Origin of the sequence: Paraburkholderia bannensis NBRC 103871, assembly GCF_000685015.1 — a bacterium.
GTDB lineage: Bacteria > Pseudomonadota > Gammaproteobacteria > Burkholderiales > Burkholderiaceae > Paraburkholderia > Paraburkholderia bannensis.
The window spans coordinates 228,102-242,513 of sequence record NZ_BAYA01000007.1 but is presented as its reverse complement, the minus strand read 5'-3'; the positions used below and the strand labels follow the sequence as shown (position 1 = coordinate 242,513).

The following is a 14,412-nucleotide window of genomic DNA, read 5'->3' as shown; positions in this document are numbered from 1 at the left end:
AGCAGAGGCGATTTAAGCGGTTGGCGGTGCGTGGGTATACCGAGGCATTGCCAAGGTGTCACGAAAGGAATGGCGGTACGTGCCCACAAGCCGCAGGCGGTGTGGCGGGTCGGATCAACTACATGGAAAACCAGAAATGAGCCTGGATCTTTCGAGACTTCTGAAAAACGTCACTTTCGACGCGCTGCTCGCGGCGTGTTTCTACCTGTACTTGGTGTACGGCATCACGGGCGCGAAGTTTTTCATCGACGTGTTGATCTGGTTCGCGTGCGTCTGCTCTTGGATCATGGTTTTGAGCGGACGGGCTCGGGAGGTTGATCGGCCCGCCCCATTGAACGCTGCCTACGAGTGGGTTTCGTCGCTCGCCTTTGTGCTTGCGCTGATCTGGGTCGGAGAGCTGTTGTTGCCCGCGGCGTATTGCGTGGGATCTCTCTTGTACGCCAGCCTGCGCGGGGGCAAGCAGTCGGCGCAACAGCCGGAGGGCGCATGAGCAACGACAAGGTGATCGAAGAGCATTTCGCCTTCGTAAGTTCGGCCTACAACGAAGGCTTCCGTGTGCGGTTGATGATCGACGGCGGCGTGCGCGGTGTGGCGGCGCTGGAAAGCCTGAATCGCGATCTCGACAAGCCGTTTGGCGAAGTGGCGCTTGCTTCGCGGGCACTCGCATTCGCACTGTGGCAGGACGGCTGGCCGATCGAATGGCGTCGTGAGGATTGTCCGGGCGACTGGCGCGAATGTTCGCCGTCATGGGAAGGCGAATTGTGCTACCGCGTGTTGCCGAAGCCCGAAGAGCTTGTGCTGCCGTCGATCGACTGGAGTCACGTCGCTGCCGAGTATCGCTGGTTGGTGCAGGACGGAAGCGGCAGTGCGTACCTCTCGCCCAAGGAGCCTGCGGTCTTTGACGCGCAGGGCGGCGGTTGGGCCGCATTCTGGCTGGTCAAGGATGCGACACACTTTTCCTCGTTCAAGCCAGGCAAAGGCGACTGGCGAAAGCTGATCGTGCAACGACCCGAGGGCGCGTGACCATGAATCTCTTCGACCCGAAGCCGTTTTACCTCGTCTGGTCGCCGACCGGCCAAACGCCACCGACGTTCAAGCACCAGTCGCGGCAGAGCGCAGTGATGGAGGCGGAGCGGCTCGCGCGGGCGCACCGCGGGCAGAAGTTCTTCGTGCTGGCGACGACTGACAGCCGCATTGTCGACGACATGGTGCGCTCAACGTTCACCGCTGAACCGGACATCCCTTTCTGAGCATGGGCAAACGCAACGTATGGCCGATGCGTCTCGAAGAGGGCGCAACCAGCATCGGCACGGCAAAGATCAGCGGCTCCGAGCCGCGCACGTGGCCCGCGCCGCACCCGGTAAGCAAGCCGGAAGCGGCGGGCACCGCTGCGAAGAAGGCGATGCAGGCGCTGGGACGGCTGAAGCTCGGCGAGCTCAACCAGACCGAGCAGCGATACGCGCAGCACCTCGAAGAGCGCAAGCAGGCGGGCGAGATCGCGTGGTTCGGCTTCGAGGCGTGGAAGTTTCGCCTGGCAGACAACACGTTCTACACGCCCGATTTCGCGGTAATGCTGGCCGACGGTCGGCTCGAATGCCACGAGGTCAAGGGACACTGGACAGACGATGCGCGCGTGAAGATCAAGGTGGCCGCGTATCAGCACCCGGTGAAGTTCATCGCCGTTACGGCGAAACCCAAGAAGGCCGGCGGCGGCTGGCAGGTGGAGGAATTCTGATGACTGGGATCTACAGGGGAATGCCGCGCGCTCCGGAATGGAGCCCGGAAGAGGATGCGCTGCTGCGCAAGGTCTGGGATGAGCCGGCAGCACTGAAGACCGTTGTGCATTTGTTTCCGCTTCGCACTGAGGCCGCGCTCACGGCGCGCGGGCGCGATCTGGAGCTTGCGGATCGCCGCCGCGCGATTCCGGCGAAGCGGGCGGCCCAAAGCAGCGGTGCGCGTATGAGGGCGATCCTCGAATCGCGCAGCGCGACTGCCGCGGAACTCGCGGAGCTTGCCGTGTGCTCTGAGCCGACAGTGCGGCGCTTCATCGGCGCGAATCGTGCCGAAATGCACATCACGCGCTACTTGCCTACGTGTGGCGACGGCGCGCCGACGGCTGTGTGGGTCTGGGGTGCCGGTCGCGACGCAAAGCGACCCACGCCGAAGTCTAGGCAGGAGCTGAGCAAGCGCTACTACCGGAAGCTCAAGCGCGAGCGCATCGACAAGTTCGACGAGATCCGCGCGCAGCAGCGCAAGCGTGCCGCAGAGAAGCGGGGCACCTTTGTTCGCCGTGATCCGCTGGTCGCGGCTCTTTTCGGGGCAGCAAACGCATGAAGCTTTATATCGCCGGCCCGATGACGGGCTACGCCGAACTCAACTTCCCGGCGTTCCACGCCGAGGCACGACGCCTTCGCGAACTGGGCTTCGAGATCGTCAACCCGGCTGAGATCAATACGGACAAGTCGGCCGAATGGCTCGACTGCATGCGGGCGGACATCAAGCAGCTCGTCGATTGTGACGGTATCGCCCTGTTGCCCGGTTGGGAGCAGTCGCGCGGTGCCTCGCTCGAATGCCATATCGCCCGATCACTCGGCTTGCGCGTGTTCACCGCGACGTATCTGGTCGGCCTTGCGGGCGAAATGCCCGTGATTTCGCAGGCAGCAGTCACTGCGCAGCTGGAGGCGGCATGACAGCTAAGCCATCGAACCCGAAAGACCTGGTGGGTGTGCGCAAGGCGCCGATGTCGACTGTCTCCGCTGCGGTCATGGCTGAAGTGGGCGTCGCAATGCTCGAAGGCGCTGCGAAATACGGGCGTCACAACTATCGCGCCGTCGGCGTGCGTGCGTCGGTCTACTACGACGCAACGATTCGACATCTGTTCTCGTGGTGGGAAGGCGAGGACATCGACCCGGATTCCGGCATGTCGCACATCACGAAGGCGATCACGTCGCTGGTCGTGCTTCGCGACGCCATGATCCAGAACATGATGACCGACGACCGCGCGCCCAGCTCGAAAGACTTCTACGCGGCGCTCAACGCGGCGGCGGGCGCGATCCTCGACAAGCATGCGGACAAGAACCCGCGCCATTTCACGATCGAGGATTCGGTGCGGGAGGCGGATTGAAGCTCTGTATCAATTGCCGCTTCTACGGGGGGGCGTGTGGCAGCCATCGAAGGGCGGCCAATTATTCCGCCGGCAGTCGAGAGCAGCGCGTGCACGCATCCGTTGGCCGGTCGGATCAGCCCTGTGGATGGCAAGCCAAACTTCTTTGCGCCAGCCGCGCGCGCCAGCGTACAGCGACAGTATCCGCATTGGTTCGCCGTCGTCACAGGGCATTGCGGCAAGCGGGGCCGGCTGTTCGAGGCGAAGGGGGCGGATTGAAGCGATCGGGATTCGGCCCGCGTAAGAAGCCGATGTCGCGTGGCTCCTGGAAGTCCTCACCTTCGGCGGCCACGCTGAAGCAGCGCTCGACGATGAAGCGCCGGGTGAAGAAGCCGACGGTGGCGGAAGGATCGAAGTATCTGGCGGCGTGCCGCGACGAGCCGTGCTACCTGCGCGTGCCGGGCATCTGCCGCCGCAACCCGAACGACGAAACGGTCGTGCCGTGCCATGAGAACAGTTTGGCCGCCGGCAAGGGAATGGGATTGAAGTCGAATCACGCGCGCACGGTGCCGGGCTGCTTCTGGTGCCATAGCTGGTTGGATCAGGGAAGCGCGACACGCGAGAAAAAGCAGGTGACGTTCAGCCAGGCGTTTCTTGAGTGGGCACCGATCCGCGCGCGAAAGATGGGTATTACGGAGGAAGCTGAGTGCAGCCAGTGAAAGTCGAGATCAGCCTGCCGATTCCGGCGGCGCCAGTGAAGCGTTGGTGCGGCAGTCGTTACAAAGTCGATCGCATTCAGAGGTCGGTGCATGCGATGGCCTATGGCTTTCGCCGGTACCGGAAGAAAGACCTGGGCGGCAACGAGTACATCGTGCGGGTGCTAGCGCTGATCCCGAGCGGCTATCGGATCTTCGTGAAGCGCTGGCAGTGGGCGACTGCCGAACTGGCGTGGGTGGACGCGCTTATCGCGCTCAACGGCAACACGTTCCAGCCGTTTCTCGCGAGCGGCGATGAAGAATGGCGCGCCGAGGTGCCTGCATGAAGCCGATCCGCCTACAGGTTCAGATGCCGGTGATCGGTATGTTCAGCATCGGCGGGCGGTCGGGCGTCGGGGAGGTCGAGCAGCTCGTCGAGACGACCGTAACCAGACTACGCCGGAGCGAGCACAACGGCGTGCAGGTCGAGGGCAGTGCGATGGCGCTCGCGTTCGTGCCCGAGCAGTTCCGTCGCTATCTGCGCGAAAAGCGTCGACTGGTCGGCGAAGAGCATGCGTGGCTCGCGGTGAAGATTGCGGACAACAAGAAGTCGCTGGCGCCGTTCATGGCTAGCGGTGATCGTGAATGGGGGAGGGAGGCTGTACCGATGAAGGTTGCGGAGTTGGTTGGCGGGGAACTCGACTTCTGGGTCGCGCGCGCTCGCGGTGTATCGGTGGAGCTGAAAAACGGCGCGGCGATCGTCGAGCGGGTGCGCGTTGGTGTGCTCGATGGCGTCGCCGACCCGGCAAATACCTTCGTCGCGCATGGTCTGTATCAGCCGTCTACGGACTGGATGGACGGCGGCGCGCTGATCGAGCAAGAGCGTATCGCGCTTTTTCCCGCAGCAGGCGACGCCAATTTCTGGATGGCGCAGACGCAAAGCGGCCACTGTTCGCAATTCGGTGAGACCGCGCTGATTGCCGCAATGCGCACGCACGTGATGAGCAAGTTCGGCGACGAAGTATAGGCGCGAGCAACAATACAAACGACAGGGCAGATATGAACGCACGACACGAAGGCATTTTCCGCAGCGCCGAAGAGGCGATCACTTTCGCCTGCAACTATTCGAGCCAGCAATACGCGATGTCGCCCATGGCGAAGCTGCTGCAAGGGCCGTCGCGCGGTAGCGGGCGCGGGCTGACCGGCCTCGACGGCGCGGGCCAGTCGGGCATGGTGTTTCGCGAACTGGAGGGCCTCGACTATTGGCAGATGCTCGCGCTGGTGGCGGGTAAGGCCATCCGCAGCGAAAGCTGCAACTGCTTGAGCCCGTGCTGCCGCGGTTGGCGGATGACCGAACTGTTCCGCGAGTCGGTGTCGCAGCTTGCCGATCAGGTTGCGCGCGAGGCGCGCGATGTGTTGCCGGTGAAGGCGTTCCGTGTCGCGGTGCTGCGCAAGCACTTCGGCGACAAGATCCACGTTCTCGACGAGGCGGAAAAGCTCGGCATCGACGAGCACCCGGCGAACCGCCACGCAACGACGATCCGCAAATGGATTCGCGAGCTGGAGAAGAAGGGGTTGACCGCGCTGAGCGAGCGCCTCGACGAAGTCGGTATGCTGATGAGGACTGCTTGACGTGCGAGAAATCCTCGCATAAACTCCATTTTCATATACCGTACGAATGGTGCGAACACGAAGCCCGCAAGCGAAAGCAAGCGGGCTTTTTTGTTTCTTAGATCAGATCGAATACCCGGATACCCCGATCTGCCAAGCGGAATCATCCAGAATTTCGAGCGCCAGAGTTCTCGATACGCCGATATTCACCTCCACGACTCCTTCTGGGCCGTGCAGAGCAACTGGCGAAGAGTCGCCACTGAATCGGTAAAGTAGCGCCTTCCCTTCAGCTGTATAGCAAGCGAACTTAATCTTCACGGATTTTGCGTTCGGGGGAATGTGGCCATTCAGGTCAATGTTGTCGATTCTTTTTGCCATTGTTCTCTCGATGATGGTTAGTGGAACGACGCCCTCGAAGTTCCGCCTAGATGGTATCTCAATGACTGGGTCGACCATGAACATCAAAGCCATCATTCAGAAGATCGTCTCGTGGTTCAAAACCGAGGCGAAATCTGTGGAAGCCGCTTCCGCAGTAGATGTGACTGCGCTCAGTTCGATGCTGTCTGCACGAATCAGTCAACTCGAAGCGCACGCCAACGCGAACAGTGTCGCTATCGCAACCGAGCAAGCCGCGCGGCATGCAGTCGATGCTGCGCTCGCTGCGCCCATCGACATTGTTGGTGGGCAATCGACCGTTGAAGGTGCGCTCGCGTATCTCAACAGACTCATCCCGAAGACGCAACTCGGCGCCGATGTGCTCGCCGCCATTCCTGAATCAACTACCGAAGGACTCGCCATGAACGCAAGCAACGTCAACGTCGCAATCCAGATCGCTCTCACCCTGAAGGCGAACGACCCGAGCCTGACCGATGCAGCCGTGCAGGCTGCAACCAATGCCGCGCTCGCTGCCGCGTACCCGGCGCCCGCGCCGACGCCGGCCGCCTGATGCCAGCGCGGCCAATGCGGCCGTGCAAGCATCGCGGCTGCCGCACGCTGGTCGCGGGCGGCAAGACATGGTGCGAGGCGCACGCCTCCGAAGAGGTTAAGTGGGCGCCCGACTCAAAGCGGGGAAATCGCCACGCGCGCGGTTACGGCAACGCCTGGGTCAGGCTGCGCGAGCGAATCCTCGCGCGCGACTGCGGGTTGTGTCAGACGTGCAAGAGTGCTGGTCGCGTGACGATCGCGACCGAAGTTGACCACATCGTCCCTAAGGCGCGTGGCGGCACCGACGACGACTCGAACCTGCAATCTATCTGCCACCCCTGCCACGCCTCGAAGACCGGCAGGGAGAGCGGCTGAGCGGCTTGCGCGGGCATCGTCAGCTGCTCGGCTGGGGGTAGGGGGTGTGCAATCTCTGGGGCCGAATCGCTCCGGTACCGACCGTTCCGTCGAAAAAACACGCCCGCGAAAAATGAAATTTAAAGGTTGAGAAAATATGCCCGGAGTCGCGGGCCGCTCCGGACGTCGCCCGAAGCCCGTCGCTAACAAGGAGGCCGCCGGCAATCCGGGTAAGCGGCAACTCAATACACAGGAACCAGATTTCGGTCTGGCCACGAACATCGACCCGCCCGAATGGCTCGACGTCGATGCGGCCGAGATGTGGAAGCGCGTCGCGCCGCTCCTCTGCAAGCAAAAGATCTTGCAGCTGACGGATCTCCACAACCTGGAGATTTTCTGCTCGGCGTACGGGAACTGGCGGCGCGCGCAGGACGAACTTGTGCGGCATGGACCGGTAGTCTCGGGCGCGCAGGGCGGCCCGGTGAAAAACCCGGCCGCGACTGTCGTCAAAGAGGCGGCGGGCCAGATGGCGACGTTCGGCGCGATGCTCGGGCTCGACCCTTCGAGCCGTCAACGCCTGATGGGGCCGAAGAAAAAGAACGAGGGCAATCCGTTTGCCGCACTGTTGGGCTAGAGCATGCCGAAAGAATCCTTTCCGCTGGTCGCGAAGGCGAACCAGTTTGCGCGCGACGTCGTGCGCGGAAAGTTTCCGGCATGCCGGTGGGTAATTCTCGCGTGCCAGCGGCACCTTGACGACCTGGTTGCGAGCAAGACGGCGGCGTTCAAATACAAGTTCGATCCGGCGAAGGCCGAGAAGAAGCTGCGGCTCATTCAGTTGATGCCGCACACGAAGGGCGAGTGGGCATTTAAGCGGCAGCTCGTGACCCTTGAGCCGTGGCAAGTCTTCGGGCTTGCGTGCACGTTCGGCTGGGTCAAGAAAAAGACCGGCTTCCGGCGTTTCCGGGAGTCGTATTGGGAGGTGCCGCGCAAGAACGGAAAGAGCGTGATCGCCGCAGGCGTCGGCATTGCCATGTTCACCGCTGACGACGAGTTCGGCGCCGAGGTCTATTGCGGCGCGACGACTGAGCGGCAGGCCTGGGAGGTTTTCCGGCCTGCGCGCCTTATGGTCAAGCGATCGCCGATGTTGGTTGATCACCTCGGCATCGAGGTCAACGCGCAAAACCTGAGTCGTCCGGAAGACGGCAGCCGCTTCGAGCCGATCATCGGAAATCCAGGCGACGGCGCATCGCCGTCGTGTGCGATCGAAGACGAGTATCACGAGCACGACACCAACGCGCAGTACGAAACGATGCTCACCGGCATGGGCGCGCGCCGGCAGCCGCTGATGTTCGTCATCACAACGGCGGGCGCGAACATCGAAGGCCCGTGCTACGACAAGCGGCGGCAGGTCATTGAAATGCTTGAGGGCACAGTGCCCGACGACGAGCTCTTCGGCTGGATCTGGACGATCGACGAGGGCGATGACTGGACTGACCCGAAGACTCTGGCCAAGGCCAACCCGAACATCGGTATTTCGGTCTATCAGGAGTATCTGGAGAGCCAGCAGCAGCGTGCGATCAAGTCGGCGCGCTTCACAAACACGTTCAAGACAAAGCACCTCAACGTCTGGACGTCAGCCAAGACGGGCTACTTCAACCTCGAAGACTGGAAGGCGTGCGAAGACCCAACGCTATCGCTCGAACAGTTCGAGGGGCAGTCGTGCGTTCTGGCGTTCGACCTTGCGCGCAAGCTCGACTTGAACAGCATGCCGCGCATCTTCTGGCGCGACATCGACGGTCGCCGTCATTATTTTTGCGTGGCGCCCCGCTTCTGGGTGCCTGAAGACACGGTGCGCAACACCGAAAATCGCCGGATGGCGGAGCGCTATCAGAAGTGGGTCAATCAAGGCTTCCTCGTAGAGACCGATGGCGCCGAGATCGACTATCGCGTGATCCTCGAAGAAGCGAAGGACGCCAATCGGCTTTGCCCGGTGCAGTGCTCGCCGATCGACCCGCACGGTGCGACCAACCTGTCGCACCAACTCGATGACGAAGGGCTAACGCCCGTCACGATCGTGCAGAACTACACGAACATGTCGGATCCGATGAAGGAGCTGGAGGCCGCCATTACGTCGGGCCGGTTCCATCACGACGGCAATCCGCTCATGACGTGGTGTATCAGCAATGTGATCGGGAAGAATCTACCGGGTAACGACGACGTCGTGCGCCCGGTAAAGCAGGGCAACGACAACAAGATCGACGGCGCCGTGGCGCTCATCATGGCGATCGGTCGCGCGATGCTGGCCGATCGCGTCGACTCGGAGTCGATCTACGATCAAGGGGTGGGTGTTTGAATTCAATTGGCGTCGCTGCATGGGTGGCCGGGCTGCTCGGGTTTGCGCTGTTGGTCACTGGCGTGGCGCTCATCAGCCTGCCGGCTGGCCTGATCGTCGCGGGCGTCCTGATGCTGCTGTGGGCATTCCTCGCCGACGTGGCCGCTGCGCGCGCAGCGCGGGCCGCAAAGCCGAAGGAGTGACCCATGTTCTTTAGCAAACAGTTGCTCGCCGAGGGCGGCACGACGCAGATGGGGCCGGGCGGCTGGCTCTCGTCGTTTCTGGGTAGTTCGCGCTCGGATTCCGGGCAAGTCGTTTCACCGGCAAGCGCGCTCTCGCTGACGGTTCTGCAGAACTGCATTACGTTGCTTGCCGAAAGCATTGCGCAGTTGCCGATCGAGCTTTATCGGCGCGTGGGTGATGACCGAAAGCCAGCGACCGACCATCCGCTGTATCCGATCCTGAAGTACGCGCCGAATCCATGGCAGACGCCGTTCGAATATCAGGAGCAGTCGCAGGTAGCCGTAGGCCTCCGCGGCAACAGCTACAGCTACATCGACCGTGACTCGGACGGTGTTATCCAGGGCCTGTATCCACTGTGTAATGAGTCTGTGACGGTGATGAGGGGCGGTGATCTGATGCCCTTCTATCGCGTCTACGGCTCAGATCCGATGCCGCAGCGTCTCGTGCACCACGTGCGCTGGATGTCGATTAACGGCTACACCGGCCTGTCGCCGATCATGCTGCATGCGAACGCTATCGGGCACGCGCAGGCAATGCAGCAGTACGCCGGGAAGTCGTTCCTGAACGGCACCGCGCTCTCGGGCGTCATCGAGCGCCCCGGCACGCCGCTCAAGGATCAGGCGAGCGTCGATCGCATCACTGACTCATGGAATGCGAAGTTCGGTGGCTCCGGCAACGCAAAGAAGGTTGCGATGCTTCAGGAGGGCATGACCTTCAAGCCGTTGTCGATGACCAACGTCGATGCGGCGCTGATCGACGCCCTGAAGCTTTCGACGCTCGACATTGCGCGCATCTACAAGATTCCGGCGCACATGGTGAACGAGCTGGAGCGCGCGACGTTCAGCAACATCGAGAATCAGTCTCTGCAGTACGTGATCTACACGCTGCTGCCGTGGGTGAAGCGGCACGAGCAGGCGAAGGCGCGCGATCTGCTGCTCCCGTCGGAGCGTAACGAGTACTTCATCGAATACAACCTCGCGGGTCTCCTGCGGGGCGATCAGGCGTCGCGCTACGCCGCGTATGCGGTCGGGCGCCAGTGGGGCTGGCTGTCGATCAACGACATTCGCCGCCTCGAAAACATGCCTCCCGTCCAAGGCGGCGATGTCTACCTGCAGCCGCTGAACATGGTGGACGCGTCGAAACCTCTTCCGCTACCAGTTTCGGCTGGCAAGAGTGAGCCGACCAAGGCGGAAATCGAAGACGTTCAAAGGATCCTATCTTGAGACCACACCTCCGGCTCGCGAGCCTGCTCTTCAACCAGCCGCAGCTTGTGACTGACCACATGATGGATCTCGCAATGCAGTGGGCGAGTCAGTCGCTGCACCTGAACATCGTCAACCTGAGTGTGAATGGCGTGCAGCCGCAGATCATGGACGACGACGGGCCGTACGGTGGCCCGGAAATGCGGCCCAGCGCGTCAGAGCGCCGGGCTGCGGTTGTCGCCGATACCGGGCTGGACATCATCCCGGTGTCGGGCATCCTCGTGTCGCGCTCGGCGCACATGAACGCGTGCGAGCCGATGACCAGCTACGAGGGCCTGCGAGGGTCGGTCAACCAGGCCGCTGCGGATCCTATGGTCGAGCACATCATCCTTGACATCGACACGAACGGTGGTAGCGCCACCGGCGCCTTCGAGCTTGCGAACGACATTCGCGCCGCCTCGCAGGTGAAACCGATCACGGCGATCGTCAACTTTTCTGCCTTCTCAGGCGGCTATCTGATCGCCGCCGCTGCTTCGAACATCATCGTCAGCCAGACGTCGGGCGTCGGCTCCATCGGCGTCATTGCGAAACACGTCGATGTCTCGAAACGTGACGAGCAGCAGGGCGTCAAGGTGACGTCAGTGTTTGCGGGTGACCACAAAAACGACCTCACGCCGCACGAGCCGCTGAGCGATCAGTCGCTGCAGTTCCTGCAAGGCATGGTGCAGAACAGCTACGAGCAGTTCGTCGATGCCATCGCCAACTTCCGTGGGCTCAGCACGCAAGCAGTGAAGGACACGCAAGCCGGTATCTACTTCGGCAAGCAGGGCATCGACGCGAAGCTCGCGGACAGCATGGAAACGCCACAAGCGGCAGTGAACCGCATCGCAGCGGAAGTGCGCGCCTCGCGCTCATCGCGCCAGCCGACGTCGCGTCGCAGCGTGGCCGCGCAGGCCGCGGCCATGAACATGCTCGCGCGCTGCTGAAACACCAGTTGTTTTGACCCGCCAAATTCTCGTGTGAGCGCGTTCGCGCCACAGTGAAGTGTCGCCGCCTCCGGGCGGCATTTTTTTTGGAGATGACTTTGAACCTCAATGAACTTCGCCGCGAACGCGCCAACATCAACCAGCAGGTTCAGGCGCTCGCGGCAATCGAAGCCGGCGGCGTTGCGTTGACGGCCGAGCAGCACACCGAATTCGCGAACCTCTCCACGAAATTCGGCGAAATCGCCGCGCAGATCGAGCGTGCCGAAGCCGCCGAGCGGATGGCCGCGGCTGCAGCAGTTCCCGTCGACCCGACGCCGGCTGCGGTGACCGCGCCTGCGGGCAGCCCGGCGGCGAGTGTGCCGGCTCAGCCGAAGATGCCGGAAGTGAAGGGCGCCAAGATGGCGCGCATGGTTCGCGCTCTCGCTGCTGCCGGCGGCGACGCGAAGCTTGCCTCGCAGCTCGCGATCGATCGTGGTTTCGGTGAAGAGGTCGCGATGTCGCTGAACACGCTCAGCTCGAGTGCGGGCGGCATCCTCGTGCCGGCAAATCTGTCGAGCGAAGTGATCGAGTTGCTGCGCCCCAAGTCGGTCGTTCGCAACCTCGGTGCGCGCACGCTTCCGATCTCGAACGGCAACATCACCATTCCGCGCTTGAAGGGTGGTGCGGTCGTCGGCTACATCGGCGCCGACAGCGACATGCCCGCGACCGAGCAACAGTTCGACGATCTGCAACTGACGGCGAAGAAGCTCGCCGCGCTGGTGCCGATTGCGAACGATCTGATCAAGTACGCAGGTGTCAACCCGAACGTCGATCAGCTCGTCGTCTCGGATCTGACGAGCGCGATCGGCGCCCGCGAAGACAAAGCGTTCATTCGTGACGACGGCACGGCCAACACGCCGAAGGGCCTGCGCTTCTGGGCGCTCGGTGGCAACCTGATCCCGGCGAGCGACGGCTCAACTCTGCAGAAGGTCGATACCGACCTCAACAAGGCGATCCTCGCGCTGGAAAGTGCCGACGCCAACATGACTCAGCCCGGCTGGATCATGGCGCCGCGCGTCTTCCGCTTCCTCACGAGCCTGCGCGACGGCAATGGCAACAAGGTCTATCCGGAACTCGACAACGGCATGCTGAAGGGCTATCCGGTCGGCAAGACCACGCAGGTTCCGGTCAACCTGGGTGCTGGCACGAACGAGTCGGAAATCTACTTCGCTGACTTCGGTGACGTGTTCATCGGCGAAGAAGAAACGCTCGAAATCGACTACAGCAAGGAAGCCACCTACAAGGACTCCGAAGGCAACGTCGTCAGCGCATTCCAGCGCGACCAGACGCTGATTCGCGTGATCGCGAAGAACGACTTCGGCCCGCGCCACGTCGAATCGATCGCCGTTCTGACCGCCGTGACCTGGGGCGCGTAAGCCTGTCCTGTGAGCCTGCGGCCCGCGCCTGTGCGTGCGGGCCGCCAATCGGAGAAAGAGCATGAAGCTGGTCAAAATCAAGCGCCATCACCGGCAATACACGCCCGGTGATGTCACCGGTTTCGAGGATGAGCGCGCGGATAAGCTCATCGAAATGGGCATCGCGGAAGAGCACGAGGCGGACGCCAAGGATGCTAAGCCCGCGGCGAAGGGCGACGCGGCGAAGGCTGCTGCGGCTAAGGGCTAACGCACTATGGCCGCCGTTCTCGTCGCATACATAGACGACGCGGAGCCGCTCACCTTCGAGGATGTCGACTCGCAGTGCCGTATTGACGACGAAGACGAGCGGCAATACGTCGAAGACGTCGTGATCCCCGGCGCGCGCCAGGCAGCAGAATCGCAGGCCGGCGCGGCAATCCGAAAAGCGCGCTACGTCGAGCGCTTGCCCGGCTTTCCGCAGGGCGAGTTTCCGCTGTCGCTTGGGCAGGTGCTGAGCATCGAGAGCGTCGAGTATCGCGACACGAAGGGCGTCGCGCAAACGCTCGATCCCAGCGCGTACGAGCTTGTGCAGTATGGCAAGGAGTCGGCCCTCTCGCCGACCAGCATCGCGCCGTGGCCATGGCCGCACGCGCGCACTGTGACCATCACGTATCAAGCGGGCACCGATCTCGCCAAGTTTCCTTCTGTTCGATCGTGGATGCTGCTTGCGGCCGCATTGGCGTACGAACAGCGCGAGCTTTTCGCTGTTGGCCAGTCGCGGCAAGCCATCGTGGAAATACCGGATGGTTATGCGGCCTATCTGCTGGCACCAATCACTGTCCCGCCGAGGTTCTGATGGAAGCAGGGAAGCTAAACCGCCGTGTTCGGATTGAGCGCCGCGCAGGAGACGACGATCGCGACCCGGATACCGGACAGCCGCTCGACACTTGGGTCGAGGTCATGACCGTTCGCTGCAACGTCAAGATGCTCACGGGCAAGGAAACGCTCCGGGCGGACAGCGATGTTGGCGAGGCGACGGCGAGCATCCGCATCCGCTTTCGAACCGGCATTGACAACGGTATGCGGGCGGTCGTTGTGCGAACGGTTGGTGGTCTGGAGGTAATCGACGGGGTCTTCAATATTCTGAAGGCCTTGCCCGATTTCGACACACGGGATCACACGGATCTTGCGTGTACGGAGGGCGCCAACGATGGCTAGCGCTGAATCTGTGACCTATAGCGCGATCAAGGCGCTGGCGAGCGGTCGGGTCTACCCAGACGTCGCGCCCGCGACTGTCGTCAAGCCGTACATCGTCTATCAGGGTGCCGGCGGCGTCGATGAAACCACGTTCGACGGCGCAGACACGCTTCAAAACTGCCGCATGCAGGTGACCGTATGGGCGACCACGCGTGCCGAAGCGGCGACCCTCATTCAGCAGGTGCGGGCGGCTATGACTTCTGCGCCTGTGTTTGGCACGCCGATCGGTGCGTCCGTCCCGGATTACGAGGACGAAACGAAGCTTTTCGGCAGTCGGCAGGACTATTCAATCTGGTATCAGGAGTGAAACC

The 14,412-nt window shown here is 62.3% G+C and carries 24 protein-coding genes; 23 read left to right on the top strand and 1 reads right to left on the bottom strand.

Annotated elements, in window-relative coordinates; all coding sequences use genetic code 11:
- Positions 1–136: 136 nt before the first annotated feature.
- The 11 genes from BBA01S_RS14485 (at position 137) to BBA01S_RS45160 (ending at position 5,430) form a co-directional block, all read left to right on the top strand.
- Positions 137–490 carry a hypothetical protein gene (locus tag BBA01S_RS14485; RefSeq protein ID WP_027817090.1) on the top strand — a complete coding sequence of 118 codons (354 nt, stop codon included), beginning with the start codon at positions 137–139 and terminating at the stop codon, positions 488–490.
- Complete coding sequence (locus BBA01S_RS47790) at positions 487–1,023, top strand: hypothetical protein (RefSeq protein WP_063750542.1); 537 nt, start codon at positions 487–489, stop codon at positions 1,021–1,023. Before BBA01S_RS14485 ends, BBA01S_RS47790 begins: the two co-directional genes overlap by 4 nt.
- A 2-nt stretch (positions 1,024–1,025) precedes the next feature.
- A complete protein-coding gene (locus BBA01S_RS14475; protein WP_042297134.1) occupies positions 1,026–1,250 on the top strand; it encodes a hypothetical protein in 225 nt (74 codons plus the stop codon).
- 26 nt (positions 1,251–1,276) lie between these two features.
- On the top strand, positions 1,277–1,735 hold the full coding sequence (locus BBA01S_RS41265; RefSeq protein ID WP_245641497.1) for a DUF1064 domain-containing protein: 459 nt from the start codon (positions 1,277–1,279) through the stop codon (positions 1,733–1,735).
- Positions 1,735–2,334 (top strand): hypothetical protein, encoded by a 600-nt coding sequence (locus BBA01S_RS14465; RefSeq protein WP_156965948.1) that lies wholly within the window; start codon positions 1,735–1,737, stop codon positions 2,332–2,334. Before BBA01S_RS41265 ends, BBA01S_RS14465 begins: the two co-directional genes overlap by 1 nt.
- Positions 2,331–2,690, top strand: a complete 360-nt coding sequence (locus BBA01S_RS14460) for a DUF4406 domain-containing protein (RefSeq protein ID WP_027817086.1) — start codon at positions 2,331–2,333, stop codon at positions 2,688–2,690. The genes BBA01S_RS14465 and BBA01S_RS14460 overlap by 4 nt, the downstream gene beginning before the upstream one ends.
- The gene (locus tag BBA01S_RS41260; protein WP_042297130.1) at positions 2,687–3,124 is read left to right on the top strand and encodes a dATP/dGTP diphosphohydrolase domain-containing protein; all 438 of its coding nucleotides are present in this window, start codon (positions 2,687–2,689) and stop codon (positions 3,122–3,124) included. The genes BBA01S_RS14460 and BBA01S_RS41260 overlap by 4 nt, the downstream gene beginning before the upstream one ends.
- A 254-nt stretch (positions 3,125–3,378) precedes the next feature.
- A complete protein-coding gene (locus tag BBA01S_RS14450) occupies positions 3,379–3,822 on the top strand; it encodes a nuclease domain-containing protein (protein WP_027817085.1) in 444 nt (147 codons plus the stop codon).
- Positions 3,810–4,145: a hypothetical protein gene (locus tag BBA01S_RS14445; RefSeq protein WP_156965947.1), complete on the top strand. Its 336-nt coding sequence runs from the start codon at positions 3,810–3,812 to the stop codon at positions 4,143–4,145. The genes BBA01S_RS14450 and BBA01S_RS14445 overlap by 13 nt, the downstream gene beginning before the upstream one ends.
- A complete protein-coding gene (locus BBA01S_RS45870) occupies positions 4,142–4,825 on the top strand; it encodes a phage protein NinX family protein (RefSeq protein WP_052391754.1) in 684 nt (227 codons plus the stop codon). Before BBA01S_RS14445 ends, BBA01S_RS45870 begins: the two co-directional genes overlap by 4 nt.
- Positions 4,826–4,857: 32 nt before the next feature.
- On the top strand, positions 4,858–5,430 hold the full coding sequence (locus BBA01S_RS45160) for a hypothetical protein (protein WP_052391753.1): 573 nt from the start codon (positions 4,858–4,860) through the stop codon (positions 5,428–5,430).
- Between the two features lie 102 nt (positions 5,431–5,532).
- Here the strand turns inward: BBA01S_RS45160 and BBA01S_RS14430 are convergent, their stop codons facing one another.
- Entirely contained in the window at positions 5,533–5,787 is a 255-nt protein-coding gene (locus BBA01S_RS14430; RefSeq protein ID WP_156965946.1) for a hypothetical protein, read from the bottom strand.
- A 76-nt stretch (positions 5,788–5,863) separates the two neighbouring features.
- Between BBA01S_RS14430 and BBA01S_RS14425 the strand changes: the two genes are divergently transcribed.
- The 12 genes from BBA01S_RS14425 (at position 5,864) to BBA01S_RS14370 (ending at position 14,408) form a co-directional block, all read left to right on the top strand.
- Positions 5,864–6,355, top strand: a complete 492-nt coding sequence (locus BBA01S_RS14425; protein WP_027817081.1) for a hypothetical protein — start codon at positions 5,864–5,866, stop codon at positions 6,353–6,355.
- Positions 6,355–6,708 carry an HNH endonuclease gene (locus tag BBA01S_RS14420; RefSeq protein WP_027817080.1) on the top strand — a complete coding sequence of 118 codons (354 nt, stop codon included), beginning with the start codon at positions 6,355–6,357 and terminating at the stop codon, positions 6,706–6,708. Before BBA01S_RS14425 ends, BBA01S_RS14420 begins: the two co-directional genes overlap by 1 nt.
- Before the next feature lie 136 nt (positions 6,709–6,844).
- Positions 6,845–7,321, top strand: coding sequence for a phage terminase small subunit P27 family (locus tag BBA01S_RS14415; RefSeq protein ID WP_027817079.1), 477 nt, complete (start codon positions 6,845–6,847; stop codon positions 7,319–7,321).
- Positions 7,322–7,324: 3 nt separating this feature from the next.
- Positions 7,325–9,040 (top strand): terminase large subunit, encoded by a 1,716-nt coding sequence (locus tag BBA01S_RS14410; RefSeq protein ID WP_027817078.1) that lies wholly within the window; start codon positions 7,325–7,327, stop codon positions 9,038–9,040.
- The gene (locus BBA01S_RS14405; protein ID WP_027817077.1) at positions 9,037–9,222 is read left to right on the top strand and encodes a hypothetical protein; all 186 of its coding nucleotides are present in this window, start codon (positions 9,037–9,039) and stop codon (positions 9,220–9,222) included. Before BBA01S_RS14410 ends, BBA01S_RS14405 begins: the two co-directional genes overlap by 4 nt.
- Positions 9,223–9,270: 48 nt before the next feature.
- The gene (locus BBA01S_RS14400) at positions 9,271–10,485 is read left to right on the top strand and encodes a phage portal protein (protein WP_245641496.1); all 1,215 of its coding nucleotides are present in this window, start codon (positions 9,271–9,273) and stop codon (positions 10,483–10,485) included.
- Entirely contained in the window at positions 10,482–11,450 is a 969-nt protein-coding gene (locus tag BBA01S_RS14395; RefSeq protein WP_027817075.1) for a S49 family peptidase, read from the top strand. The genes BBA01S_RS14400 and BBA01S_RS14395 overlap by 4 nt, the downstream gene beginning before the upstream one ends.
- 98 nt (positions 11,451–11,548) lie before the next feature.
- On the top strand, positions 11,549–12,865 hold the full coding sequence (locus BBA01S_RS14390) for a phage major capsid protein (protein WP_027817074.1): 1,317 nt from the start codon (positions 11,549–11,551) through the stop codon (positions 12,863–12,865).
- Between the two features lie 61 nt (positions 12,866–12,926).
- Positions 12,927–13,112, top strand: a complete 186-nt coding sequence (locus BBA01S_RS14385) for a hypothetical protein (protein WP_027817073.1) — start codon at positions 12,927–12,929, stop codon at positions 13,110–13,112.
- A 6-nt stretch (positions 13,113–13,118) separates the two neighbouring features.
- On the top strand, positions 13,119–13,700 hold the full coding sequence (locus tag BBA01S_RS14380) for a head-tail connector protein (protein ID WP_027817072.1): 582 nt from the start codon (positions 13,119–13,121) through the stop codon (positions 13,698–13,700).
- Positions 13,700–14,062 carry a phage head closure protein gene (locus tag BBA01S_RS14375; RefSeq protein WP_042297116.1) on the top strand — a complete coding sequence of 121 codons (363 nt, stop codon included), beginning with the start codon at positions 13,700–13,702 and terminating at the stop codon, positions 14,060–14,062. The genes BBA01S_RS14380 and BBA01S_RS14375 overlap by 1 nt, the downstream gene beginning before the upstream one ends.
- The gene (locus BBA01S_RS14370) at positions 14,055–14,408 is read left to right on the top strand and encodes a DUF3168 domain-containing protein (RefSeq protein ID WP_027817070.1); all 354 of its coding nucleotides are present in this window, start codon (positions 14,055–14,057) and stop codon (positions 14,406–14,408) included. The genes BBA01S_RS14375 and BBA01S_RS14370 overlap by 8 nt, the downstream gene beginning before the upstream one ends.
- The last annotated feature ends 4 nt before the right edge of the window (positions 14,409–14,412 follow it).